Annotated in this window: 18 protein-coding genes and 1 pseudogene; 13 read left to right on the top strand and 6 right to left on the bottom strand. The window is 63.2% G+C overall.

Annotated features, from left to right (window positions below):
• The first annotated feature begins 50 nt into the window (after window positions 1-50).
• Together IVB18_RS35555 and IVB18_RS35550 are read left to right on the top strand one after the other, a co-directional pair.
• Window positions 51-281: a hypothetical protein gene (locus IVB18_RS35555; RefSeq protein ID WP_247984957.1), complete on the top strand. Its 231-nt coding sequence runs from the start codon at window positions 51-53 to the stop codon at window positions 279-281.
• Between the two features lie 465 nt (window positions 282-746).
• Window positions 747-983 (top strand): hypothetical protein, encoded by a 237-nt coding sequence (locus IVB18_RS35550; RefSeq protein ID WP_247984956.1) that lies wholly within the window; start codon window positions 747-749, stop codon window positions 981-983.
• A gap of 141 nt (window positions 984-1124) precedes the next feature.
• Here IVB18_RS35550 and IVB18_RS35545 read toward each other — a convergent pair.
• A pseudogene (locus IVB18_RS35545) lies at window positions 1125-1343 on the bottom strand (Spy/CpxP family protein refolding chaperone); the annotation flags it as partial.
• A 543-nt stretch (window positions 1344-1886) separates the two neighbouring features.
• On the opposite strand from IVB18_RS35545, the gene IVB18_RS35540 reads away from it, so the two are divergent.
• Window positions 1887-5258, top strand: coding sequence for an adenylate/guanylate cyclase domain-containing protein (locus IVB18_RS35540; RefSeq protein ID WP_247984955.1), 3372 nt, complete (start codon window positions 1887-1889; stop codon window positions 5256-5258).
• A gap of 387 nt (window positions 5259-5645) precedes the next feature.
• Here IVB18_RS35540 and IVB18_RS35535 read toward each other — a convergent pair whose 3' ends face one another.
• A complete protein-coding gene (locus IVB18_RS35535; RefSeq protein ID WP_247984173.1) occupies window positions 5646-6776 on the bottom strand; it encodes an IS630 family transposase in 1131 nt (376 codons plus the stop codon).
• A gap of 38 nt (window positions 6777-6814) precedes the next feature.
• Between IVB18_RS35535 and IVB18_RS35530 the strand changes: the two genes are divergently transcribed.
• Window positions 6815-7096 (top strand): helix-turn-helix domain-containing protein, encoded by a 282-nt coding sequence (locus tag IVB18_RS35530; protein ID WP_247983521.1) that lies wholly within the window; start codon window positions 6815-6817, stop codon window positions 7094-7096.
• 275 nt (window positions 7097-7371) lie between these two features.
• Here IVB18_RS35530 and IVB18_RS35525 read toward each other — a convergent pair whose 3' ends face one another.
• The 3 genes from IVB18_RS35525 to IVB18_RS35515 all read right to left on the bottom strand — a co-directional run bounded on the left by IVB18_RS35525 (window position 7372) and on the right by IVB18_RS35515 (window position 11961).
• Complete coding sequence (locus tag IVB18_RS35525; protein ID WP_247984954.1) at window positions 7372-9066, bottom strand: Spy/CpxP family protein refolding chaperone; 1695 nt, start codon at window positions 9064-9066, stop codon at window positions 7372-7374.
• 262 nt (window positions 9067-9328) lie between these two features.
• The gene (gene rocD, locus IVB18_RS35520; RefSeq protein WP_247984953.1) at window positions 9329-10543 is read right to left on the bottom strand and encodes an ornithine--oxo-acid transaminase; all 1215 of its coding nucleotides are present in this window, start codon (window positions 10541-10543) and stop codon (window positions 9329-9331) included.
• Between the two features lie 197 nt (window positions 10544-10740).
• On the bottom strand, window positions 10741-11961 hold the full coding sequence (locus IVB18_RS35515; RefSeq protein ID WP_247984952.1) for a cytochrome P450: 1221 nt from the start codon (window positions 11959-11961) through the stop codon (window positions 10741-10743).
• A 107-nt stretch (window positions 11962-12068) separates the two neighbouring features.
• Here IVB18_RS35515 and IVB18_RS35510 point away from each other — a divergent pair, with 107 nt between their 5' ends.
• The 9 genes from IVB18_RS35510 (at window position 12069) to IVB18_RS35470 (ending at window position 23525) form a co-directional block, all read left to right on the top strand.
• Window positions 12069-12611 carry a phosphonopyruvate decarboxylase gene (locus IVB18_RS35510; protein WP_247984951.1) on the top strand — a complete coding sequence of 181 codons (543 nt, stop codon included), beginning with the start codon at window positions 12069-12071 and terminating at the stop codon, window positions 12609-12611.
• The gene (locus tag IVB18_RS35505; RefSeq protein ID WP_247984950.1) at window positions 12608-13198 is read left to right on the top strand and encodes a thiamine pyrophosphate-dependent enzyme; all 591 of its coding nucleotides are present in this window, start codon (window positions 12608-12610) and stop codon (window positions 13196-13198) included. The genes IVB18_RS35510 and IVB18_RS35505 overlap by 4 nt, the downstream gene beginning before the upstream one ends.
• 137 nt (window positions 13199-13335) lie before the next feature.
• Window positions 13336-14037, top strand: coding sequence for a TetR/AcrR family transcriptional regulator (locus IVB18_RS35500; RefSeq protein WP_247984949.1), 702 nt, complete (start codon window positions 13336-13338; stop codon window positions 14035-14037).
• A 1-nt stretch (window position 14038) separates the two neighbouring features.
• Complete coding sequence (locus tag IVB18_RS35495) at window positions 14039-15232, top strand: efflux RND transporter periplasmic adaptor subunit (protein WP_247984948.1); 1194 nt, start codon at window positions 14039-14041, stop codon at window positions 15230-15232.
• A gap of 68 nt (window positions 15233-15300) precedes the next feature.
• On the top strand, window positions 15301-18396 hold the full coding sequence (locus IVB18_RS35490; protein WP_247984947.1) for a MexW/MexI family multidrug efflux RND transporter permease subunit: 3096 nt from the start codon (window positions 15301-15303) through the stop codon (window positions 18394-18396).
• 160 nt (window positions 18397-18556) lie between these two features.
• The gene (locus IVB18_RS35485) at window positions 18557-21136 is read left to right on the top strand and encodes a cache domain-containing protein (RefSeq protein WP_247984946.1); all 2580 of its coding nucleotides are present in this window, start codon (window positions 18557-18559) and stop codon (window positions 21134-21136) included.
• Window positions 21133-21522 carry a response regulator gene (locus tag IVB18_RS35480; protein ID WP_247984945.1) on the top strand — a complete coding sequence of 130 codons (390 nt, stop codon included), beginning with the start codon at window positions 21133-21135 and terminating at the stop codon, window positions 21520-21522. Before IVB18_RS35485 ends, IVB18_RS35480 begins: the two co-directional genes overlap by 4 nt.
• Entirely contained in the window at window positions 21519-22769 is a 1251-nt protein-coding gene (locus IVB18_RS35475; RefSeq protein ID WP_247984944.1) for an adenylate/guanylate cyclase domain-containing protein, read from the top strand. Before IVB18_RS35480 ends, IVB18_RS35475 begins: the two co-directional genes overlap by 4 nt.
• A gap of 9 nt (window positions 22770-22778) precedes the next feature.
• Window positions 22779-23525 (top strand): hypothetical protein, encoded by a 747-nt coding sequence (locus IVB18_RS35470; RefSeq protein ID WP_247984943.1) that lies wholly within the window; start codon window positions 22779-22781, stop codon window positions 23523-23525.
• 97 nt (window positions 23526-23622) lie between these two features.
• Here IVB18_RS35470 and IVB18_RS35465 read toward each other — a convergent pair whose 3' ends face one another.
• Entirely contained in the window at window positions 23623-24510 is an 888-nt protein-coding gene (locus tag IVB18_RS35465) for an ABC transporter permease (protein ID WP_247984942.1), read from the bottom strand.
• Window positions 24511-24514: the final 4 nt, after the last annotated feature.

The raw sequence follows: 24514 nt of genomic DNA, 5'->3' as shown, positions 1-24514 counted from the left end.
GATGCGGTAATCGGTGGCATCAACGATCAGAAGGCACGGCGGATGTACCCATGCCTGATGATCTTGAATGGCCCCGACGGGTAATCGTCGGGGCCATTGTTGTAATCGGCGTGGCAAGGCTAGCGACTTTCGCCGAAGGCGCCGGCGTGGTCCAGCCCCGGACCCGTTTCATTGCGGCGAAAAAGAAAGACCGCCCGAAGGCGGTCTTGCAGTCCAATGCGCCGGGCCAAAAAATAGTTTCGGGATCAAACTTTGTCCGGCCCGGTCTGATCGCAAGCTAACCACCATCCAGGGAAGGGCCGCTCACAATTAAAATTTCAGTCCTGAAATGGAATGCGACTTAGGAACCCGTCGTCCGATGCGAGCTTTGTTGCATGCCTGCGTACAACGTAGGCCGAAGGGGCTGCGGCGCTGAGAACGCGACATTGCCCCTCAGGGCTGGAGCTGCTCACTTCGGATAAAGAAAACGGCTCCAGTCGGTCGGACTGGAGCCGTTACCTTCTAAAAGAACGCTTCCGACGCGGGTGGCCTCTGAGGGGCTGCCAGACGCTCTGTCATTCTGCGCAGCGCCTTTTGCTGCCGTCGATGCCCACGCCGTTCGGCCCGATTGTTCGGTGAAAAGTCAGACGATTGCGCTATCATCGATTGCCCGTCAAACACCGGACTATCACTCGTCAATTCAATCTGCGAAGTTGTGACAACACAAATGCGCTTGTAAGCAAACAAGCGCGAAGGGAGGGTTCGCAGTGGAGAAGGTGCGACGCTTGCGTGCGATGGGTTCGCTGTGCCGTCAACAGGCCGCGTACAACAACATGAACAAATGGAAGCTGCTCGCAGAAGCAGAATACTGGGATCACCTAGCCGATCTTGAGCTGTCTTCTTACTTCCAACAATGCAACGCCATTGGCTCGAATGAGGTAGAGCGGCCTCAAGCGATCACAAACACGAATAGCGCTCGACGGACGACGATTTCCGCCGCGTGAGGACGGAACGAGGCTGTCTTCTCACAGGGAGCCGCGGCCCGGACACGCCGCATGTTCTCGTCGAGCTTTGAGGCAGGGCGACTACGTCACCCATGTCGTTCGGCCGCTGCGCAATTGCAGCGAGAGAATGCGACGCTGCGCTCACGGGCTTGCGACCTGTTGCAGCGTGTTGAAGCGCGCCTTCTGCTCGCTGCTCGGCGTGGCATAGAACTCGTCCAGGGCGGGTTCGACCAGCTTGGCGGCCGTCAGCATGGCCCTATGCTCTGAATTTGCGTCCGCTTCCGGCGGCAGAAGGGACATCGGTCGGACTTGCTGCCGGGCTCGACACGATCGCGAATGACCGTGACCGGAAGTATGGAATGCCCTCGTTAGATCCCTGGTCTAGCCCGGTTCCCGCACGTTCCCGATTTCGCGCACTGCCCAGCAGTGATAAGATGCGGTAGTCACCAAGGCTAACCTGAGGGAGGGAATCATGACGAACTTGGCCTCCTCGACGAGCTTCGACGTTGGAGCCGAAGTTACTGGAGCTTATGCCGCCTGGGATTCGGCGTTCAACAAAGCTGACGCTAAAGCGGTCGCCGCAACCTATATTTCAAACTGCCACCGACGCATCAGGTCATATCGGGTCCGGAAGAAATCGAGAATTTCTTCGCTGGGCTGTTTTCGGGCGGATTCACTGATCACAAACTAACGGTCATAGACGTGGGTGGAGATGAGAAGGTCGTCTACAGTACCGCAAAATGGACGGCCAATGGCAAGGGACCCGATGGGAGCCGCCAAAGTGCTGGCGGCATTGCCACCCATGTGTTCGAGCGTCAAGTGGACGGCTCACTGAAGCTGAGGTTGCATACCTTCAACTGAGCTCGCCGTCGTATCGCTTGGCGCCGCGCGAGGAGACTTCGCGTGGACATAGCCGAATGGCTTCGCAATCTTGGGCTGGAGCGCTACACTCAGGCCTTCCAGGAAGCCGAAGTCACGCCTGATGTCCTGCAAGATCTGGCTGAAGCCGATCTGCGAGAACTTGGCTTGCCGCTCGGCCCGCGCAAGACCGTACTGAAGGCGATTCAAGCACGCTCATCATCGATCGCTACCGCCCCCATTGATGCTGGTGAGCCAACTGAACAGATAAGGCCGGCACTACCCTCAGAGGCGGACCGTCGGCAGCTTACGGTCATGTTCGTCGACTTGGTCGGTTCAACCGCGCTCGCCTCAGGGCGCGACCCCGAGGAACTGCGTGACCTCATGCAGGCCTACCACAACAGCGTGGCGGGCGAGATCGCCAGGTTCGAAGGCCACATAGCCAAGCTCTTGGGCGACGGCGTTCTCGCGTATTTCGGTTGGCCGCGGGCGCATGAAGATGAGGCGGAGCGTGCCGTCCGCGCCGGGCTTCGAGTGACCAAGGCGGTCGCCTCCCTAACCGAGCCGGGCGGTGTAGCGCTTGCCGCTCGCGTCGGCATTGCAACCGGTCTCGTCGTGGTCGGCGAACTGATAGGCGAGGGAGAAGCTCGCGAGCGCGCAGTGATCGGCGAAACCCCGAACCTGGCTGCCCGACTGCAGAGTCTGGCCGAGCCTGGTGATGTGGTGATCGCTGAGTCAACGCGCCGCCTACTCGCCGAAGCCTTCATGTACCAGGACCTCGGCACGGTGCCTCTCAAGGGTTTCCCGGAACCAGTGCAGGCCTGGCTTGTCATTGGCGAGGGCGCGGCCGAGAGTCGGTTCGATGCCCAGCACGGTATGGCAACGACCGCGCTCGTCGGACGGAATCAAGAACTTGCATTGCTCTTGGACCGCTGGGAGCAGGCGAAAGAGCGAGAGGGACAGATCGTCCTGCTCGGCGGCCAAGCAGGCATTGGCAAGTCCCGGCTCGTGCGGGCGCTGCGCGAGCACCTCGCAGGTACGCCGCACACGCCACTGAGCCATTTCTGTTCTCCGTTCCATACCAGCACCGCGTTGTACCCTATCATTGGCCTCCTTGAGCGGGCAGCAGGAATACGACGGGAGGACGCTCCCGAAGAACAGCTCGATAAACTCGAGGCCATGCTCGCTCTTGCTACAAACGACGTGCATAAGTGCGCGCCGGTTCTGGCGGACCTCTTGGCAATCCCGACGGGTGAGAGATACCCGCCACTTGCACTTAGTCCACACCAGAAGAAGGAGCGAACGTTCCAGGCTCTCCTGGAGCAGATACAGGGCCTGGCGGCAAAGCAGCCGCTGCTCGCCGTTTACGAGGATGTTCACTGGGCAGACCCCACCATGCTCGAACTCCTCGACCGGGCCGTTGACGAGGTGCAGCAACTTCCGATTCTGATGATTGTCACCTTCCGGCCAGAGTTCGTTCCGCGCTGGACAGGTCATGGGCACGTGACAGCGCTCTCTTTAAGCCGACTAGGTCGCAGGCAAGGGACGGCTATCGTTGACCGGATCACTGGCGGCAAAATACTTCCACAAGAGGTGCTTGAGCAGATTTTGGCTAAAACTGATGGCGTGCCGTTATTTGTCGAGGAGCTTACCAAGGCCGTCGTTGAATCCGGACTGCTCAAAGACCATGGCAATCGCTACGAGTTGATAGGCCCGTTGCCGCCGCTGGCGATCCCGACGACGCTGCAGGACTCCTTGATGGCCCGCCTCGATCGGTTGGCGCCGGTCAAGGAAGTCGCGCAGATCGCTGCTTGCATCGGGCGCGAATTCGGACACGACCTTTTGCGATCAGTTACAGCGCTCGACGAACACGCGCTCCAGCGTGCTCTCAACGAGCTATTGAGAGCCGAGCTCATATTCCGGCGTGGAGCACCTCCGGATATTGGCTACAGCTTCAAACACGCGCTGGTCCAAGACATCGCGCATGAGAGCCTCTTAAAGAGCAAGCGGCAGCAGATCCATGCCCGCATCGCTGCAGCTCTCGAAGAACAGTATCCTGCCCGCGCGGAGGCCGAGCCGGAAACGATTGCTTCACACCTTACGCAGGGTGGGCTGGCGGGAAAGGCAGTCGGCTATTGGCTGCGGGCCGGCTGGATTGCAGCGGGACGTTCCGCCAATCTCGAAGCGATCACTCACCTCACAAGGGGACTGGAGGCACTCAAGTCCAATCCACAAGGACCGGAGCGCGATCGCCAGGAACTCGCGCTGCAAACGGCGATCGGAGGCCCGCTGATCGCCATTTACGGATACACGGCTCCGCAACTGGGCACTGCCTTCAGCAGGGCTCACGCGCTCTGTTATGAACTCGATGACACGGGTGCCTTGTTCGCTACTCTTAGCGGGAAGTTCATTTTCCACTTCGTGCGCGGCGACTTTGGTGCCATGCAGAGCCTTGTTGCCGAGGCGCAACGCGCCGCCGAGCGGACCGGCGACACGGCACTTGAACTAGCTACACATCGTTTGGCGGCGCTCACCGCCATGCATGCCGGCGACTTTCTTACGGCTCGCTCGGAGCTCGAAACGATCTTGAGTCGTTATCAGCCGGACACGCATCGGCCGCCGCCAGTTCACTATGTACATGACCCTAAGGCCTCCGCGTTACCCTACTTGGCAATTGTGCTTTGGATACTTGGCTACCCCGAACAGGCCCAGAGGACCAGCCGCGCGGCGTTTGAATACGCTGCGGAGCTAAATCAGACGAACCTTACCGCGCACGTGCAGGTCTATGGCGGAGCGGGGCCTGCGGAGCTGATGGGTGACATGGCGGCTGTGCATGCGCACGCCGAAGCCATCATCGATCTCGCCGATCAGCACAGCTTGAACTATTGGCGCTTGAGCGGCCTCATCCTGCGGGGTTGGGCAATGGCACAAGAAGGTAACGTGGAGGGCGGCCTGGCGCTCATGCGCCTCAGTCTGAACGAGCGGGCCAGGCTCGGAGCCAGTTGGTACCAGGTCCGGTACTTGTGGATGCTCGCGGCGACGTACCACCGGTTGGGTGACGACGAAAACGGTTTGGCCACCCTGGCGGAAGCGAAGGCCATTGCTGCGCGCAACGAAGAGCACATGTGGGAGGCGGAACTTGCATGCATTGATGGCGAACTGCATCACATTCGTGGTGCTCCAGCTGAGGAGGTCGAGAATTACTTGCAAGCTGCGCTCAAGATTGCCCAGAGCCAAAGCGCGAAATCCTTTGAATTACGTGCAGCCATGAGTCTGGCTCGGCTTTGGCGCGACCAGGGCCGGATGGCCGACGCGCGAGGCCTCCTTGGCTCCGTTTACGGCTGGTTTACGGAAGGCTTCGAAACAACAGACCTTCGTTCCGCGAAGGTACTCGTGCAGGAACTTGCTGAGGTTTAATGCCTTCGTTTAGTGACGCATAAAGGCACTCGCATCTAGGCGCAGGTCTGGTGCTTCCGGCGAACCGAAGCTTGCCTGCTGATGCTCGCGCAATCTTGAAAACCAAGGTGGGTGTTGGTGGGCACTCGGCCCCCACGACGAACGGCCGAATGGTGGAAAGATGATCTGCCATCGACGGCGGCGTTGGCTTCCCAAGCAGCCCTTGCAGCCGCCCTCTGACGGTGCTCGCCGCCCGGGCGGGCCGGCGAAAAACTTTGTCCGGCCCGTTCTGATCGCAAGCTAACCACCATCCAGGAAGGGCCGCTGCCGGCAACAGGCCGCGTACAACAGCATGAACAAATGGAAGCTGCTCGCAGAAGCAGAATACTGGGATCACCTAGTGGCTCATCACAGTGATTTTGACTCTTTGGCGGTGGCTGGATAGGCGCGGCCGAGTTTGGCGCGGGCCTTGTCGGTTGTGAACATCCATTTGATGCGGGCTCGGGTTTTATTCCGCCGCTTTTGCCATGCTGCGATCTCGTTTCGGAGCCTTTTGGGGTCGTCGATGCGGCGGCCGAGGCACTGGCGCTGGAGCACGCTGATCTCGCACTCGACCATATTGAGCCAACTGGCGTGTTTCGGGGTGAAGTGGAATTCGAGGCGGCGCAGGATGCGACGGGCCTCAGCAGGCGCAAATGCTTGATACAACGCGCCGGCGGTATGGATCGACAGATTGTCCTGCACGAGGCGGATGCAGTCGGCGTCGGGATAATGGACGTCGACGAGTTCGCGCATGCAGTAGGCGTAGTCCACGGCGGCGCGGTGCTCGGTGACCTTGACGTTGCGCCAGCCACGATGCGGGTCGAAGGTAACGAAGAGATTGACGGTGCCGTTGCGGCGGTACTCGTAATCGTAACGCTCGCGCTGTCCCGGCTCGGCTGGAATCGGCTGACGGACCTCGCCGATGAGCTGGACGGGGGTCTCGTCGAAGCAGACCAGCGGCCGGACGGGATCCGGCGCCTCGGCGTAGAGGTCGAGCACGTCCTCCATGCGGGCGACGTATTCGCCGTCGACATAGGGGATGCACCACATGTCCCTGCGCCATGGCTTGAGGTCGTTCTCGGCCAGCCGGCGACGCACGGTCTCGCCCGACAGGCTGTCATGATCGGTGAGCTTGACCATCGTGTCCGCCAGCAGCGTCAGCGTCCAACGTTTGCGGCCGGCGGGCGGCTTGGCGCACGCCGTCGCCACCAGCAGGGCCTCCTCCTTGCCGGTCAATTTGCGCTCTGCGCCCGGACGCGGTTCCTCGCTCAAGGCCCGCTCCAGATTGCCTTCCACGAAGCGGCGCTTGGTCCGGCCGATGCTGGACAGGCTGACCCGGACAGACCGGGCAATCTCCGCGTCGCAACTGCCGGCATCGGCCGCCAGCAAAATCTGCGCCCGCTTGAGCTTGCGGGCAGCATGCTTCCCGCCGCCCAGCATCGCCGTCAGTTCGTCCCGCTCGATTTGGCTCAATTCGACCCGATAACGTACATTCATGCTTCGCCTCCTTGTCGGAGGCCGGGACGAATCCAGCGATGAGTCAAAAATCAGGCACGCACTTCACGGAGAAGCAGGGACACTACCTGGCCTTTATCTACACCTACGCGCACATGTTCGGACGCCCACCCGCCGAAACCGACATGCAGCGCCATTTCCGCGTCAGCCCGCCTTCGGTCCACCAGATGATCGTCACCCTCGAACGAAACGGTTTCATTCGCCGTCAACCTGGCGTCCCCAGAAGCATCGAAATCCTCGTGCCGCCGGAAAGCTTGCCGATCCTCGAATGGCTCGGTATCAAAACGTCAAAATCACTGTGATGAACCACTAGTTGATCTTGAGCTGTCTTCTTACTTCCAACAATGCAACGCCAATTAGCTCGAATGAGGTAGAGCGGCCTCAAGCGATCACAAACACGAATAACGCTCGACGGACGACGATTTCCGCCGTGTGAGGACGGAACGAGGCTGTCTTCTCACAGGGAGCCGCGGCCCGGACACGCCGCATGTTCTCGTCGAGCTTTGAGGCAGGGCGACTACGTCACCCACGTCGTTCGGCCGTTGCGCGATTGCAACGAGAGAATGCGACGCTACCCTCACGGGCTTGCGACCTGTTGCAGCGTGTTGAAGCGCGCCTTCTGCTCGCTGCTCAGCGTGGCATAGAACTCGTCCAGGGCGGGTTCGACCAGCTTGGCGGCTGTCAGCATGGCCTCGAGCCGGTGCTGCATCGCCTCCAGCCGTCCGACCGGCGTCAGCGGTACATCGTTCGGACAGGCCGCCTGTAGCCCCTCAACGCCCTTGGCCGTCGCTTCGCTCAGGCGGTCGAGCGCTTCCTTCTGCTTGCCCGCGGGGTGGAGCACGGCCTCGAGTCGTTGAATCGGCAACTGGGTCAGGCCGGACTTCGGATCGCCGCAGCCCTCGGCACTGGCTTGCTGCTGCTGCGGCGAGCGCTCGCCGACATTGGGGCCGAGCGCGTTGAAGCGGGCCTGCTGCTCGTCACTGAGCGAGTTATAGAGATTCTCCAGTGCCGGTCGCACGATCTTGACCGCTTCCAACGTCGCACTGACGCGGTTCATCATCGCCCGCAAGCGGCCGAGCGGCGTCAACGCATAGGTCTCCGCGCAGGAGTCCTTGAAGACATCTGCGGCCCTTGCCGCCGCAGCCTTCAACTCGTCGAGCAACGCGCGCTGCTCCGGTGTCGGCCGCACCGCCCGCGCGATATCGGCGAGCGGCCACGCCGTGACGCCTTTGTCCGGAGCGCCGCACAATTGCTGTAGCGTTTGCGGGCTCACGCTGGCGCGCTGGCGCGCGCGGTAGCCGCCGCCGGATTGCGGATAGTCATACGGGTTGGTGCTGGCATAGGCGGAATAGGGGCCGTCACCGCCCCAGAACACGGTGTCGACGAAGTCGTCATAGGCGTAGGCCCAATAGCCAGGCTCGTAAGCGTAGGACCAGAACGTGTAGTCAAAAATGTCGGAATAGGCGTAAGGCCAGAACACCGGCCCAAGCCACGCCACGAACACCGCGGGATGGCGGTGCCGCCAGGCCTGCCGGGGAGCCCAGCCGCTTTGGCGGGCCACGAGGGCCGCTTGGGTTTGCGGAGTGGCCTGCTCGCGGAAGCGCGCGGCAAACCGTCCGCGCTCGGCGGCCTGCACGGCGGCCGCAGTAGCTGGGGCGCGCCCGGCCGGAGCCTGTAGTCCAAGCCGCTGCTGGCGCGCCAGGTCACTTTGCTGCGCGCGCTGCTCACGGTCAAGCAAGCGGTTCTGCGTCTGGAGCATCCGTTGCTGCGCGCGTTGCGCGCGTGTGCCTTCCGGTTTTTGCGACTGCACTTGCTGCACGCGCTGCTGCAGGCGGTCGATGCGGGTCTGGCGGTCCGCGGTCTGGCGCGACAGCACCTCGCGCTGCCGCTGCTGCACCATCTGCTGGCGCTGCTGGATCTGCTGCTGATCCTGTTGCGCGCGGTGTTCGATCTGATCCCGTCGCGACAGCCGATCGCTCACGGTCGGCGCTGCGCTTGGACGCGAGGGGGCGGCGATATGCGGCGTCGGCCGGGGTGCCATGGCCGGACGTTGCGGCGCTGCCGGCGCCCGATGGAATTCAGGCCGCGGCGCCGCCACGTGCGGGGCAGCCCGCGGCGGCGGTGCAGCGAAGTGAGGGGCCGGACGCGGCGGCGGTGAGGCGATGTGCGGCGCCGGACGTGGCGCCATGGCCGGGCGCTGCGGCATGGCCGGGGGATGGAATGCCGGCGCGGCCGGACGCGCCATGGCCGGCGGCGCCGCCGGACGGGCCATGGCAGGTGGTGCTGGCCGAGCTGCCGGCGCTGCGGCCGGCCCTGGTGGTCCACCCCTTCCGTGTCCCTGGGGTCCCTGGGCGAACGCGCCGACGTTCGCCGTCAGCATCGAGACACTAACCAAAAAAGCCGTCAGGCAAACGCCACGCGGAAGCATGATCGTCGCTCCCAGCTCGAAATCGCCCACAACTTTCAACGCACAGGTGGCGGAATCGTTCGTTGTTGGCCGCGGCCGGCATTGCGATCTTCCGACGCAGGCAGCCTCAAGAGAGATCCTGCGTCAGGGTCGTGGCGAACCGCTCGAGCGCCCAGTCGACCTGGTCGCTGGTGATCACCAGCGGAGGAGCGATGCGGATCGTGTGCTCGTGGGTGTCCTTGGCGAGGATGCCCTTGCCCTGGAGCGCCTCGCAGTAGCGGCGTGCGCGGCCGGCCTCAGGATGCAGCTCGACCGCCAGCATCAAGCCGCGTCCGCGCACTTCGCGGATCGTGTTGGCACGGATGTCCTTCAAGCCTTCGAGGAAGCGCGCGCCCTGCTTGGCCGCGTTCTCGATCATGCCTTCTTCGATCAGCACGCGCATCGCCGCGCGCGCCACCGCGCAGGCAAGCGGGTTGCCGCCGAAGGTTGAGCCATGCTGCCCGGGTCTCAATGTACCGAGCACTTCGTTGTTCGAGAGCACGGCCGACACGGGATAGAAGCCGCCGGACAAGGCCTTGCCGAGCAGCGTCACGTCCGCCTCGATTCCCTCGTGCTGTTCGGCGAGCAACTTGCCGGTGCGGCCGAGCCCGGTCTGGATCTCGTCGAGCACCAGCATGACGTTGTTGGCCGTGCAGAGCTCCCGCACCTTGGTGAAATAGCCGACTGGAGGAATGATGACGCCGGCTTCGCCCTGGATAGGCTCGACCAGAAAGGCGACGGTATTCGGCGTGATCGCTTCCTCCAGCGCCGCGGCGTCGCCGAACGGGATGATCTTGAAGCCCGGCGCGAACGGCCCGAAGTGTGTGCGGGTCTCAGGGTCGGTTGAAAAGCCGACGACGCCCAGCGTGCGTCCGTGGAAATTGTTGGCGCAGACGATGATTTCGGCCTGGCCGTCCGGCACGCCTTTCACCTCATAGCCCCATTTGCGCACCGACTTGATCGCGCTCTCGACCGCCTCGGCGCCGCTGTTCATCGGCAGCACCTTGTGGGAGCCTGTCAGCGCCGCGATCTCTTCATAGAAGGGGGCGAGCTGGTCGTTGTGGAAGGCGCGCGAGGTGAGCGTCAACCTGTGCGCCTGTTCCACCATCGCCGCCAGGATCTTGGGGTGGCAGTGGCCCTGGCTGACGGCCGAATAGGCGGAGAGGCAATCGAGATAACGGTTGCCTTCGGTATCCCAGACCCAGACACCTTCACCGCGCGACAGGACGACCCCGACCGGCTCGTAATTTCGGGCGCCAAAGCGTGCTTCCGTTGCGAGGAAATCAATGACCGAGGAGCTCATCTTTCGTCACCCCATTGCTACGCCGGCGTCAACCGACTGCACCCGCCGCGCTCAAATCGGTCTCGGCACCGGCGAGGCGCGCGATGCCGCCGATTTGCCTCCCCTTGTCAAATGGTTATGCGGATCCACAAGGCAATCTTCCGCCGGCCACTCCCTACTTTGCATGGGGTTGTTTTCGACTTTTTTGTCCCCAGGCCTCAGCCGATCGAGCAGGGCACGCTCAAAAAGCCGCGGAACCGCACCCGTCCGCCGCGCACCGGCTGGCCGCTCACGGCATAATTCGGGAAGCGCGCCAGGAAGCGCGAGATCGCGATAGCGCCTTCGAGTCGCGCCAGCGCCATGCCGGCGCATTGATGCGCGCCGGTGGCGAAGGCGAGATGCCGGTTCGGCGTCCGTGCGATGTCAAAATTTTCGGGGTCCGGAAACTGCGCGGGGTCGCGGTTGGCGGCGCCGATGCACAGCGTGATCGAGGTGCCGGCATCGAGCATGACGCCGCCAAGCTCGACCCGCTCCGTGGTCATGCGGTTGCCGAGCTGGTTCGAGCTCTCGTAACGCAGCATCTCTTCCACGGCGGTCTTGATCAGGTCCGGGTTGCCGATCAGCCGCTGTTTCTGATCCGGATTCCGGTGCAGCGCCACGAGGCCGTTGCCGATCAGATTGGTGGTGGTCTCGTGCCCGGCATTGAGCAGGAAGATGCAGTTGTGCAGCAGCTCCTTCTCGGTCAGCCGTTCGCCGTTCTCCTCGCCCTGGATCAGGCGTGTCAGCACATCGCGCTCGGGATTGCCCGGCGTATCGCGCCGGCGCGCGACCAGCGTCGAGAGATAGGCGAGGAAGTCTTCCACCGCCTTGTTGCCACGCGCGGCGGCTTCAGTCGACACGACAGGCTCGAGTGCGCCCAAAATCGCCAGCGACCAGTCGCGCAGCGGCTCGCGCTCGTCGTGGGGCACGTCGAGCAGATTGCCGATGACCTCGATGGGGATCGAGGCGGCAAAGTCGTCGATCAGCTCGCAGCTGCCCTTGGCGGCGATGGCGTCGAGCAGGCTGTCGATCAGCTTGATGAGATCGCCCTCCATCCCTGCGATCGCGCGCGGCGACAGCGCGCCCATGATCAGGCGCCGGACGCGGGTATGCGCGGGGGGATCGTTGAAGACGAGGCTTGTGGTGTGATGCTCGTAGAGCGGGGTGTCGCCATATTTCGGCGCGAACTCGCGCTTCTTGTCCGAGCTGAACGACTTCGTGTTCTTGTAGGTGGTGACGAGGTCGTCGTAGCGGGTCAGGAAAACGGTGCCGTTCGGCAGGCGCTTGACCGGCTCGTTCTCCCGCAGTGCACGATAAGTCGGATACGGATTGTCGTAGAATTCCGGTGTCAGCTTCTCCAGATCGAAATTGGCCGCCAGTTCTTTCGCATCTGCGTTCATGCCGCCATACTCGCCGGTTGAGACCGATATGCTGATTTCGCTCTATCGAGCTGTGCTGATCACCGTCTACAGTCCTGCTGTGATTTGCTAGCTGACCGGACAGGAAAATGCACGCCCGCGCTGATGCTGTCGACACGGCCCCCAATTGGCCCGACGATATTTTTGCGACATTGCAACGCTTCGACGTCCGGCAGGTGCCTTACGTGCCCGATGCCGGCCATTCGACGCTGATCCAGCACGTGCTGGGCTCCTCCACGATGCGCGGCATTCCGCTGACGACGGAGGAGGAGGGTGTGGCACTTTTGGCCGGCGCCTGGACCGGCGGACAGCGCGGCGTGCTGCTGATGCAGTCGAGCGGGGTCGGCAACTGCATCAACATGCTGTCGCTGATCCCGATCCTGCGCTTTCCGTTCCTCACGCTCGTGACCATGCGCGGCGAGTGGGGCGAGTTCAATCCGTGGCAGGTGCCGATGGGATCGACCACACAGGGCGTATTCGAGCTCTCCGGCGTCAAGGTGCTGCGCGCCTCCAATGCGGCTGAGGTGCCGGCCGTGCTCGAAGCGGCAGCCGCGCAGGCCTATAACGCGCTCACGCCGACCGCCGTCCTGTTGTCGCAGCGCCTGATCGGCGCCAAGGTTTTCACCAAATGAGCAAGGCCAATCTCCTCGACCGCCGTCAGGTGGTCTCGACGCTGCTCGTGGACCGCAAGGATGTGGTTGCGATCGGCGGCCTCGGCGCATCCACCAACGACATCACCGCCGCCGGCGACCACGCGCGCAACTTCTATCTCTGGGGCGGCATGGGCGGCGCCGCGATGATCGGGCTCGGGCTCGCGCTGGCGCAACCAAAACTGCCCGTGCTGGTCATCACCGGCGACGGCGAGATGCTGATGGGCATGGGCAGCCTCGCCACCATCGGGCTCCAGAAGCCGTCCAACCTCTCGATCGTGGTGCTCGACAATGAGGCCTATGGCGAGACCGGCGGCCAGACCAGCCACACCTCGGCGGCCGCCGACCTCGTCGGCGTCGCCAGGGCCTGCGGCATCGGGGACAGCCGCGCGATCTCGACCCTGGCCGAGGTCGAGGCCTTCGCCAAAGCCGTCCACGACATCTCGGCGGGACCGAGATTTGCCAATGTGAAGATCGGCAGCGCCAATTTCGAGCGGATTTTGCCAAGCCGGGACGGCACCTACATCGTCAACCGGATCCGCGGAGACCTCGGCTTCCAGCCGATCTGACGTCAGCCGGGACGCAGTCCCTTCGCGCGCGGCTCGGCCCCGGGACGTGTGGCCAATTTCCACTGAATCTGCGCGCATTTAGGTTGCATCGCACCATTCTGCTTGACTTTTGCGTGGGTGAGTGCTTACTCACTAGCATGAGCTCACTGCGAATGACGAGCGACCTGAGGCGTCAATTGATCCTCGGTGCCGCGAAGCGCTGCTTTGCCCGGCATGGCTATACCGGCACCACGACCAAGAGCGTGGCGGCCGCCGCTGCCATTTCCGAAGCCCTGCTGTTCAAGCATTTCCCCTCCAAGGCGGCGCTCTACGCTGAAATTCTCAGCGATGAATGCGAAGCCGATCCGGCGCTGATGGATCTTCTGGAGCGTGAGCCCTCGACCGTCACCTTGGTTGAGCTGATCCGCGGCATGGTCCAGCACTTCCTTCACATTGCCGACGGCCCCGATCAGGAGGAGGCCCAGCGCCTGCGACTGATGGCCACGAGCCATTTGGATGATGGCGAATTCGCGCGTTTGCTATATGCCAAGATCGAGAAGCTGATCGGGGCGGTCTTCGTCGCTTCGCTCGAGCGTGCGGTCGCGGCCGGCGATGCGCGGCCGTGCACCGGCGAGCCGCTCAACCTGTTCTGGTTTGCGCACCATTCGGTGATGACCGCTGCGCTGACCAGGCTGCCGGCCACGCCTTGCCTCGTCTACGGCAAGGCGAACGATCTGGAGCGCCAGCTCTGTGAGTTTCTCCTGAGGGGTATCGGACTTAACGACGCCGCAATTGCTTCGCATCTGGGCCGCGATTTGGCGCCGGGTGCAGGCAAGACGGCGATTGCAGAAAGCGCATGACATGAACATCGTAACCGAACACAAGATTTCGGGCGAACCGATCGACAACAAGGCTCCCAAGCGTCCGGTTCGGCCGGTGCTTTGGTTCATCATCGTCGGCGTGCTGCTGGGCGCGCTCGTCGGCGGGCTGGTCTGGTTCAATTATTTCCGCGGCCAGATGATCAAGCAGTTCTTCGCCAACAACAAGCCGCCGCCGGTCTCGGTCAGCGCGGCCGAGGCGAAGTCGGAAGTGGTGCCGAATCTGTTGACCGCGGTCGGTGGCCTCGCCGCCGTGCATCAGGTCGACGTTACCGCCGACGTCAACGGCCGTGTCACCGAGATCAAGTTTGAGCCGGGCTCGCATGTCGACGGCGGCACACCGCTGGTGCAGCTGTTCGACGCCCCGGAGCAGGGCGACCTCGCCAGCTACAAGGCGCAGGCGACCGTGGCCCAGCTCTCGCTCGACCGCGCCAAGCAATTGGCGTCGCGCCAGTTCGGTCCGCAGGCGACCGTCGATTCCGCGCAGGCGGCCTACGACCAGGCGCTGGCCGGCATTGCCAAGACCGAGGCGCTGATCTCGCAAAAGTTTGTGCGCGCGCCATTCTCCGGCGATCTCGGCGTCCGCAAGGTCGAGGTCGGCCAGTATCTGACCGCCGGCACGGCCATCGTCTCGCTGACCGATCTGTCGGAGCTGTGGGCCAACTTCACGGTGACGGAAAAGGACTCGGGCAATCTCAAGGTCGGTCAGAAGGTCCGGCTGAAGGTCGACGCCTATCCGGGCCGCACCTTCGACGCCAAGATCACCACGATCGAGCCGCAGATTTCGACCGACACCCGCAACATCCGCGTGCAGGCGACCGTCTCCAATCCGGAGAAGATCCTGAAGCCCGGCATGTTCGTGACCACCACGGTGGTGCTGCCGGACAAGCCGGCGGTGATCACCGTGCCGGAGACGGCGGTCGACTACACGCTGTACGGCGACTCCGTGTTCGTGATCACGGAGAAGAAGGGAGAGGACGGCAAGACCAGCCTGAGCGCGGTGCGCACCTTCGTGCAGACCGGCAGCCGGGTCGAGGGTCGCGTTGAAATCCTCAAAGGTGTGAAGCCGGGCGATAAGGTCGTCGCCGTCGGCCAGCTCAAGCTGCAATCGGGCGCGGCGGTGGCGATTTCGGCCGACCCGGCCCCGCAGATCCCGGCGCAACCCCCACGCTACTGACAATACACTCGCGTGATCCGGCCAGGCCGGATCACGCTTCTTAAGACAAAGAAATCGAGATCGCCGCGATGGCCCTTACCGATATTTTCATCAAGCGCCCGGTCCTGTCGGTCGTCGTCAGCCTGCTGATCCTTCTGATCGGCCTGCGTGCGGCGATGGTGCTGCCGATCCGGCAATATCCGAAGCTTTCGAACACGGTCATCAACATCACGACCGTCTATCCCGGCGCGTCCGCGGACCTGATCCAGGGCTTCATCACCACGCCGATCGAGCAGGCGGTCGCCTCCGCCGAGGGTGTCGACTACATCACCTCGTCCTCCGTGCTCGGCACCTCGACGATCCAGGTCTACATTAAGCTGAACTTCGATCCGAACCAGGCGCTCACCGAGGTGCTGGCCAAGACGAACTCGGTCAAATACCTGATCCCGAAGGAATCCAACGACCCGATCGTCACCAAGACCACGGGCCAGACCACGGCCGTGATGTATCTCGGCTTCTCGTCCGAGGAGCTGTCGGGCTCAGCGATCTCCGACTATCTGACGCGCGTGGTGCAGCCGGTGCTGTCGACCGTTGACGGCGTGGCCTCGGCCGACATCCTGGGCGGACAGACCTTTGCGATGCGGCTGTGGCTTGATCCTGTGAAGATGGCGGGCCGCAATATCTCGCCGGCCGACGTTTCGTCGGCGATTGCCGCCAACAACTTCCAGTCCGCGGCAGGCCAAACCAAAGGCTACCTCATCGTCTCGAACGTCTCGACGAACACGGGCCTCACCGACGTCAACCAGTTCAAGAAGATGATCGTCAAGGCGAAGGACGGCGGCTTCGTGCGAATGGAGGACATCGCCACCGTCGAGCTTGCAGCCCAAAGCACGGATGCGAGCGTCGCCTTCAACGGCGAGCACGCGATCTTCATCGGCGTGCAGGCCACCCCGCAGGGCAATCCGCTGACGCTGGTCAAGGGTGTGCGTGCGCTGTTCCCCGAGCTCGAACGCAATTTGCCGCCGTCGATGAAGATGAAGGTCGCCTACGACTCGACCAAGTTCATCCAGTCGTCGATCGATGAGGTGGAGAAGACGCTGGGCGAGGCCGTGATCATCGTGATCGTGGTGATCTTCCTGTTCCTGGCGTCGTTCCGTTCGGTCATCATTCCCGTCGTTACCATCCCACTGTCGATGATCGGCGTCTGCACGCTGATGCTGGCGCTGGGCTTCAGCTTCAACCTGCTGACGCTACTCGCGATGGTGCTTGCGATCGGCCTCGTGGTCGACGACGCCATCGTCGTGGTGGAGAACATCCACCGCCATCTGGAAGAGGGCAAGACACCGGTGCAGGCGTCGCTGCAAGGCGCGCGCGAAATCGTCGGTCCCGTCATCTCGATGACCATCACGCTCGCGGCCGTGTATGCGCCGATCGGCTTCCTCGGCGGCCTGACCGGCTCGCTGTTCCGCGAATTCGCCTTCACGCTGGCGGGTTCGGTGATCGTGTCGGGCGTGATCGCGCTGACGCTGTCGCCGATGATGTGCTCGGTGCTCCTGAAGAACACCGAAGAGGGCCGCTTCGCCAAGCTGGTCAACAAAGTGTTTGGCGCGCTGACGCGCTGGTATGGCCGGAGGCTCGACCGCTCGCTCGACTACAAGGCCATCACCGGCTTGTTTGCGGTCACGATCCTCGGGCTGGTCGGCTTCCTCTACATGCACACGTCGAAGGAGCTGGCGCCGGAGGAAGACCAGGGCATCGTGTTCGCGGTGACCAAGGCGCCCAAATACGCCAACATCGACTACGTCGATTTCTACGGCGAGAAGCTCGACAAGGAATTCCAGAAATTCCCGGAGACCGATCTGCGCTTCGTGCTGAACGGCATCAACGGCCCGCAGGGCGGTATCGCCGGCATGCTGTTGAAGCCGTGGGAGGAGCGCAAGCGTTCGTCGATCCAGCTGAAGTCGCTGGTGCAGGCCGAACTCTCCAAGATCGAGGGCGTGCAGGCCTTCGCATTCAACCTGCCGCCGCTGCCGGGGGGACCGGGCGGCCTGCCGGTGCAGATGGTGATCAACTCCACCGCAGGATTCCAGACGGTGTATGAGCAGATGGAGAAGCTGAAGGACGCCGCCCGCAAGAGCGGCATGTTCATCGTCTCCGACAGCGATCTCGCTTACAACCAGCCGAACGTGAAGGTGACGATCAACCGCACCAAGGCCCAGGATCTCGGCGTCAGCATGCAGAACCTCGGCAGCTCGCTTGCGGTGCTGCTCGGGGGCAATTACATCAATCGCTTCAACCTCGAGGGCCGTTCCTACCAGGTCATCCCGCAGGTTCCGCGCGGCCAGCGGCTCTCGCCGGAATCGCTCGGCGGCTACTACGTGACGACCAACACCGGCCAGCAGCTTCCGCTGTCGACGGTGGTCTCGGTCGAGACCAAGACCGATCCGAATTCGCTGACACACTTTAATCAGCTCAATTCGGCGACCTTCTCGGCCGTGCCGATGCCTGGCGTGACCGTAGGTGCGGCGGTCGACTTCCTCGAAGGTGAGGCCAAGAAGCTGCCGCAAGGCTTCAGTCACGACTATCTCGCCGATAGCAGGCAGTATGTGCAGGAAGGCAACCAACTCGCGATCACCTTCGGTTTCGCACTGATCATCATCTTCCTAGTGCTGGCGGCGCAGTTCGAAAGCTTGCGCGACCCGCTGGTCATCATGATCTCGGTGCCGATGGCGATCGTGGGCGCGCTGATCCCGCTGTTCTTCGGCATGGCGACGATGAACATCTACACCCAGGTCGGCCTGCTGACGCTGGTGGGGCTGATCACCAAGCACGGCATCCTGATGGTGGAGTTCGCCAACGAGCTCCAGGTCAACGAACGGCTCGACCGCCGCTCGGCCATCGAAATGTCCGCGCGTATCCGCCTGCGGCCGATCCTGATGACCACGGCGGCGATGGTGACGGGCTTGATCCCGCTCCTGACCGCGACCGGCGCGGGCGCGGCCAGCCGCTTCTCGATCGGCCTCGTGGTCGTCGCCGGCATGTCGATCGGCACGCTGTTCACGCTGTTCGTGCTGCCTGCGGTCTATGTGGTGCTGGCGACCGACCATCGCGCGGCGGCTGATTCCGAGCGGAACAAGCAGGTCAACGATCTCGACCTCAGCTCCAAGGCCCTGCGGCCGACCTGAGGCCGAAGGGTAAACAGACTAGGAGGGCGGCAACCTGCTGCCGCCCTTTTTGTTTGCGTTGTGCCTCGGAGACGATTCCGCGCCGCCGCGCCTGTTGGCTCCGCGCGGGGCTCTTCGCTCGCGAGAGACAAGGCCCGGCCTTCTTGCTAGGTTCGGCCGGATGAGCCTTTCCCTCCATCCAGACACCCCGCAAGCCAGGACGCTGCCGAGCACGGCCGCGGACGAAGTCGTGTCCGGTGTGGCGGGGCGAGGGCTCAGGACCCGGCTGTTCACCAAATATGTCGGGCTGTTCGTGGCCGTCGTCGCGGTCGCGCTGCTGGCCAATGGCTTGTTCGAGGTCCTCTTTTACTATCGTGAGCACAAGGCGGCGCTGATTCGGGTTCAGCACGAGCAGGCCGAGGCGGCGGCCGCCAAGATCAGCCAGTTCGTCAGGGAGATCGAGAGCCAGCTCGGCTGGACGACACAGCTACCCTGGTCAGCGGGCTCGATCGAGCAGCGCCGGTTCGATGCGCTGCGGCTGCTGCGCCAGGTGCCTGCCATCACAGAGCTCGCCGAGGTGGACGCGACCGGCAAGGAGCGCCTGCGGGTCTCGCGGCTGGCGATGGATGCGATCGACAGCAGCATCGACCTGTCGGGCGATCCGAAATTCACCGAGGCCGTCGCGCACAAGGTCTATTATGGGCCGGTCTACTTCCGCCGGGAGTCCGAGCCCTACATGACGCTGGCGCTGGCCGGCGCGCGCAAGGATGCCGGCGTCAGCATCGCGGAGGTGAACCTCAAGCTGATCTGGGACGTGGTCTCCCAGATCAAGGTCGGGGAGCACGGGCATGCCTATGTGGTCGGCCCGGACGGGCGCCTGATCGCGCACCCCGATATCAGCCTCGTGCTGCGCAATACCGACATGTCGGGGCTCGCGCAGGTGCGCGGTGCTCAGGCCGGTGGCGGCACGATACCGGACGCATTGCAGGAGGCGACCAACATCCAGGGGCAGAAGGTTCTGACGGCCTCAGCGCCGATCGCGCCGCTTGGCTGGACCATGTTCGTGGAATTGCCGGTCGAGGAGGCCTATGCCTCGCTCTATGCGTCGCTGCAGCGGCTCGCGATCGTGCTGCTCGCGGCATCGATCTTCGCAGTGCTTGCGGGAATTTTCCTGGCGCGGCGCATGGTCGGTCCGATCCAGGCGCTGCGCACGGGCGCCGAGCGGATCGGCGGCGGCGACTTCTCTCAGCGCATCTCGATCAGGACCGGTGACGAGCTCGAAGGGCTCGCCAACCAGTTTAACGATATGGGAACGCGGCTGCAGGAATCTTACGCGAACCTTGAAAATAAGGTCGAGCGACGTACCGCAGAACTGAGCGAATCCCTTCAACAGCAGACCGCAACGGCAGAGGTATTGAAAGTCATCAGTCGTTCGGCGTTCGACCTGCAAACCGTCCTGGACACTCTCGTCGAATCAGCGGCCCGATTGTGCGACGCCGATGAGGGGACGATTTTCCGTCCGATGGACGATGGTTATCGCCTGGCGGCAAGCCATGGACTGGGAGACGTGCAGAAACATCACCTCGCGACATTCACGAGTGTGCCTGAGAGAGGAAGCGTGGTCGGACGCACCCTGCTGGAGGCCAAGACGATCCATGTCCCCGACGTGCAGGCAGATCCCGAATATGTCCCCTCCGCGGCCCGAAGGACTTCCAACGTGCGGACCATGCTCGGCGTACCGCTATTGCGCGATGGTGTGCCGATCGGTGTATTCGTGTTGACCCGCCACATGGTGCGACCGTTCAGCACAAAGCAGATCGAGCTTGCAACTACATTTGCCGACCAGGCCCTGATCGCGATCGAGAATGTCCGGCTGTTTGACGAGGTTCAGGAGCGCACCAAGGAGCTGTCGCAATCTCTCGACGAACTGCGCACCGCGCAGGATCGCCTGATCCAGACTGAGAAGCTCGCTTCCCTCGGCCAGCTTACCGCCGGTATTGCCCATGAGATCAAGAACCCGCTCAACTTCGTCAATAATTTTTCCTCGGTGTCGACCGAGTTGATCGACGAGCTCAACGACGTCCTGCGATCGGCCTCGCTCGACGCCAAGGCGAAAGAAGACGTCGACGAGCTGACAGGCATGCTCAGGGGCAACCTCGAGAAGGTGGTGCAACACGGCAAGCGCGCAGATTCCATCGTCAGGAACATGCTACTGCATTCGCGCGAAGGCACCGGCGAGCGTCGCACCGCCGACATCAATGCCATCGTTGAGGAAAGCCTCAATCTGGCCTTTCACGGGGCGCGCGCCGAACGGCCCGGCTTCAACGTCACGCTGAAGCGAGATTTCGATCCGGCCGCCGGCATGCTCGATGTCTATCTGCAGGAGATCACGCGGGTGTTGCTCAACCTGATCTCGAACGGCTTCTACGCCACGTCCAAGCGCAAGGAGGCCGAGGGCGACCGCTTCGAGCCGGCGCTGAGCGCGTCGACGAGGAATCTCGGCAACAAGGTCGAGATCAGAATACGCGACAACGGCACCGGCATCCCGCCGGAGGTGAAGGAGAAGATGTTCAATCCCTTCTTCACCACCAAGCCGGCGGGCGAGGGAACGGGACTCGGTCTTTCCATGAGCCACGACATCGTCGTGAAACAACACGGCGGAACAATCGACGTGAAGACCGAGCCGGGTGTATTCACCGAGTTCATTGTCACGCTGCCACGCATGCTGGCGGCGAAAGGCACTACCGGAGGCAGGACTTGAACGTTTACATTCTTGTCGTCGACGACGAGCCGGACGTTGAGGCGCTGTTTCGCCAGCAGTTCCGGCGCGATCTGCGATCGGGACGCTTCCAGATGGAGTTTGCGCTATCGGCGCCGGTCGCGCTCGAGCGCGCCGCCAATGTTCGCGACCCCTCGCTGATTCTGATCCTGTCGGACGTCAACATGCCCGGCATGAGTGGGCTCGACATGTTGCCGAAGGTGCGCGCCGAGCGGCCCGACGTTCCCGTCATCATGATCACGGCCTATGGCGACGCCGAGACGCGCCGGAAGGCGATCGAGCGCGGCGCCGTCGGGCTCCTGACCAAGCCGATCGACTTTGCGCAGTTGCGCCAGGAAATCGATACCAGACTCGAGCAGGCGGCATGACTCCGACCATCCTCTTCGTCGATGACGAGCCGGACCTCGAGGCGCTGATCCTGCAAAAATTCCGCAGGCAGCTTCGCGAGGGGTTGGTCAACTTCATGTTCGCGCGCGACGGGCTCGAGGCGCTGGAGTCGATCGACCGACATCCGCATGTCGACATGGTGGTCGCCGACATCAACATGCCGCGGATGGACGGGCTGTCGCTGTTGCAGAAGCTCCAGGAGGCCGAGGACAAGAAGTCGACCATCATCGTCTCGGCCTATGGCGACATGAGCAATATCCGCACCGCCATGAACCGCGGCGCGTTCGACTTTCTCACCAAGCCGATCGACTTCGCCGATCTGGAGACCACGATCCAGAAGACCATCCGCCACGTCGAGATGCTGCGCGAGGCGCGGCGCCGCCAGATGGAAGCCGAGCGCGCGCACGCCTCGCTGTCGCGCTACTTCTCGCCGGAGATCGCCAAGCGCCTGGCGGCGGATGTCGAGGGCGACCGCATGGAGGTGCAGTGGCGCGACGTCGCCACCATCTTCACCGACATCACCGGTTTCACGTCCCTGGTGGAGAGCGCGGCGCCCGAGACGCTCGGCGAGATTCTCAATGAATATGTCGGCGGCATGACCGAGATCGTCTTCGCGCATGAAGGGACCGTTGCAAAAATCATCGGCGATGCGATCCAGGTGCTCTTCAATGCGCCCGGCAACCAACCGGACTATGCGACGCGAGCGGTGGCCTGTGCCCACGATCTCGACGCCTGGGCGGAGGACTTTTGCGCGCGCTGGAAGGTCAGGGGTGTGAACTTCGGGACCACCCGTATTGGCGCACATGCCGGGCCCGCGCTGGTCGGTAATTTCGGCGGCAACCGCTTCTTCGACTACACCGCCTATGGCGACACCATCAACATCGCGGCGCGGTTGGAAGCCGCAAACAAGCAGCTGGGCACCCGTATCTGCGTCAGCTCCAGCGTCGCCGAGGGAGCTGAGAACTTTCAGGGCCGCCCTGTGGGCGAGCTGATGCTGCGCGGACGCAGCGAACCTCTGCGCGCGTTCGAGCCGCTTCCGCCGGCGGAATTCGAAGCACTGGCGACAGCGCGATACTCCGAAGCCTTCGCCAAGATGGAGGCCGGCGATGTCGCCGCCATGCCCGCCTTCGCGGCGCTGATCGGGATGCACGCCGACGATGCACTGGCCGGCTTTCATCTGAAGCGCCTGCTCAACGGCGCCAAGGGCATCCGCATGCAACTGGAATAGGAGTTCGACATGACGCGTGAATTCTCCGCCGGCAATTATCGTTTCATTCCGTCCGTGTTCCAGTATTCGGCCGGCGCCGCGGCGGATGACGGCTACGAGATCGAGCGCGTTCGGTTTGATCGCCTCGTGCCGCTTGCCGAGGGTTTTGCGGTTGCGGCAAAGTTCATTCAGGAGGCGGGGCGTCCGCTCACGGCGTTCTGCGCCTGCGAGCTGCGCTCACCGGCTGCCTTCAGCGAAGAGGGCTTTCGCGCGTTCAACCTGCATTATGTGAAGACGCTGTCCGAATGGAGCATCTTCGACGGCACCACGAATCCGGTGGCGCGCAGCAATGTCTGTCCCGAGATCGATCCGCCGTCCGAGCCGTCGTTCTATGCGTTTTCCTTCACCCGCCCGACGGGGTCGAAGGCGCCAAGCTTCGTGATCGCGGGCGGGGCGGAGGCGCGCGAAGGCAGCGGCAGCTATGTCGAGCGCACCGTGCGCTACCGCGACCTCAGCCCGGAAGGCCTTCGCGAGAAGGTACGGTTCACGACGACCTCGCAGATGGAAAATCGGATGGCCGCCTTCGGATTCGGCTGGAAGGACACGACCGGCGTGCAGGCCTATTCCGTGCACGACTTCCACCATGCGCTTGTCGATGAGCTGGTCCGTCGCGGCGCATTGCGCTCCGGCCTGACCTGGCACTTTGCGCGGCCGCCGGTGGTCGATCTTGAATATGAGATGGATTGCCGCCGCGTGATGCGCGAGACGGTGACCTAAAGCGCGATGAGATGAGAATGAATCATCATCGCGCTTTAGGTTGTTGTTTGAGCACGATCTTTTCGGAAAGCCGCTTCGCACTTTTCCAGATCATGCTCTAGCGCTGGCGCGGGTCGAGCGCGTCACGCAGGCCGTCGCCGAGCAGGTTCAGGGACAGCACCACGAGGAAGATCGCAAACCCCGGCCAGATCGCCATCCACGGCGCCTGGGTCAGGAAGCGCTGTGCCGCATTGAGCATGCTGCCCCAGGATGGCGCTGGCGGCTGCTGGCCGAGGCCGAGGAAAGATAGCGCGGCTTCGGCGATGATGGCAGCGGCTATCGATAGCGTGGCCTGCACCAGAAGTGCAGGCAGGATGTTCGGCAGGATATGCGAGAAGGCGATCCGCCACGGCGGATTGCCGAGCGCCCGCGCGGCTTCGACATAGTCTTCGGCCTTGACGCTGAGCACCTGCCCACGGGTCAGGCGAATGAAGATCGGGGTTGCCGAGATGCCGATTGCTATCATGGCGTTGGTCAGGCTCGGGCCGAGGAAAGCCGCCAGCGCGATCGCCAGGATCAGGAATGGGCAGGCCAGCATCGCATCGGTAATGCGGCTGATTAGCGCATCGACAAACCCGCCGCGATAGCCGGCAAGCAGGCCGAGCGGCACGCCGATGCAGAGCGCGATCGCGACCGAGATGAGGCCTGCGAGGAGAGACGCGCGCGCGCCGTAGACGACGCGGCTCAGAATGTCGCGGCCAAGCTCGTCGGTGCCGAACCAGTGCGCGGTTGTGGGCGGCTTTCGCACCAGGCTCCAGCTCGTCGCTATGGGGTCGTAAGGCACGACGAGCGGCGCGAGCAGCGCAAGGCCAACGAACATCGTGATCATGACAAGTCCGAACACCGCGGCCTTGCGCTTGAACAAGCGGCGGCGCGCGCGGCGCGCCGGGCTGTCCAGCTCGTAAGCTTGCGTGATGGGAGCGGCGGGCAAGGCGGCATCGGTCATGAGT

It is taken from the genome of Bradyrhizobium sp. 186 (genome assembly GCF_023101685.1).
Classification (GTDB): Bacteria; Pseudomonadota; Alphaproteobacteria; order Rhizobiales; family Xanthobacteraceae; genus Bradyrhizobium.
The sequence above is the reverse complement of the archived record's forward strand: the minus strand, read 5'-3'. Positions and strand labels throughout refer to the sequence as shown.

Excerpts from the sequence above, each read along its gene's own strand:
- IVB18_RS35555 (WP_247984957.1), top strand. The coding sequence starts at position 51 with ATGCCTGATGATCTTGAATGGCCCCGACGGGTAATCGTCGGGGCCATT.
- IVB18_RS35535 (WP_247984173.1), bottom strand. The coding sequence starts at position 6,776 with ATGAATGTACGTTATCGGGTCGAATTGAGCCAAATCGAGCGGGACGAA.
- IVB18_RS35530 (WP_247983521.1), top strand. The coding sequence starts at position 6,815 with ATGAGTCAAAAATCAGGCACGCACTTCACGGAGAAGCAGGGACACTAC.
- IVB18_RS35525 (WP_247984954.1), bottom strand. The coding sequence starts at position 9,066 with ATGGCCCGTCCGGCGGCGCCGCCGGCCATGGCGCGTCCGGCCGCGCCG.
- rocD (WP_247984953.1), bottom strand. The coding sequence starts at position 10,543 with ATGAGCTCCTCGGTCATTGATTTCCTCGCAACGGAAGCACGCTTTGGC.
- IVB18_RS35515 (WP_247984952.1), bottom strand. The coding sequence starts at position 11,961 with ATGAACGCAGATGCGAAAGAACTGGCGGCCAATTTCGATCTGGAGAAG.
- IVB18_RS35510 (WP_247984951.1), top strand. The coding sequence starts at position 12,069 with ATGCACGCCCGCGCTGATGCTGTCGACACGGCCCCCAATTGGCCCGAC.
- IVB18_RS35505 (WP_247984950.1), top strand. The coding sequence starts at position 12,608 with ATGAGCAAGGCCAATCTCCTCGACCGCCGTCAGGTGGTCTCGACGCTG.
- IVB18_RS35500 (WP_247984949.1), top strand. The coding sequence starts at position 13,336 with ATGAGCTCACTGCGAATGACGAGCGACCTGAGGCGTCAATTGATCCTC.
- IVB18_RS35495 (WP_247984948.1), top strand. The coding sequence starts at position 14,039 with ATGAACATCGTAACCGAACACAAGATTTCGGGCGAACCGATCGACAAC.
- IVB18_RS35490 (WP_247984947.1), top strand. The coding sequence starts at position 15,301 with ATGGCCCTTACCGATATTTTCATCAAGCGCCCGGTCCTGTCGGTCGTC.
- IVB18_RS35485 (WP_247984946.1), top strand. The coding sequence starts at position 18,557 with ATGAGCCTTTCCCTCCATCCAGACACCCCGCAAGCCAGGACGCTGCCG.
- IVB18_RS35475 (WP_247984944.1), top strand. The coding sequence starts at position 21,519 with ATGACTCCGACCATCCTCTTCGTCGATGACGAGCCGGACCTCGAGGCG.
- IVB18_RS35470 (WP_247984943.1), top strand. The coding sequence starts at position 22,779 with ATGACGCGTGAATTCTCCGCCGGCAATTATCGTTTCATTCCGTCCGTG.
- IVB18_RS35465 (WP_247984942.1), bottom strand. The coding sequence starts at position 24,510 with ATGACCGATGCCGCCTTGCCCGCCGCTCCCATCACGCAAGCTTACGAG.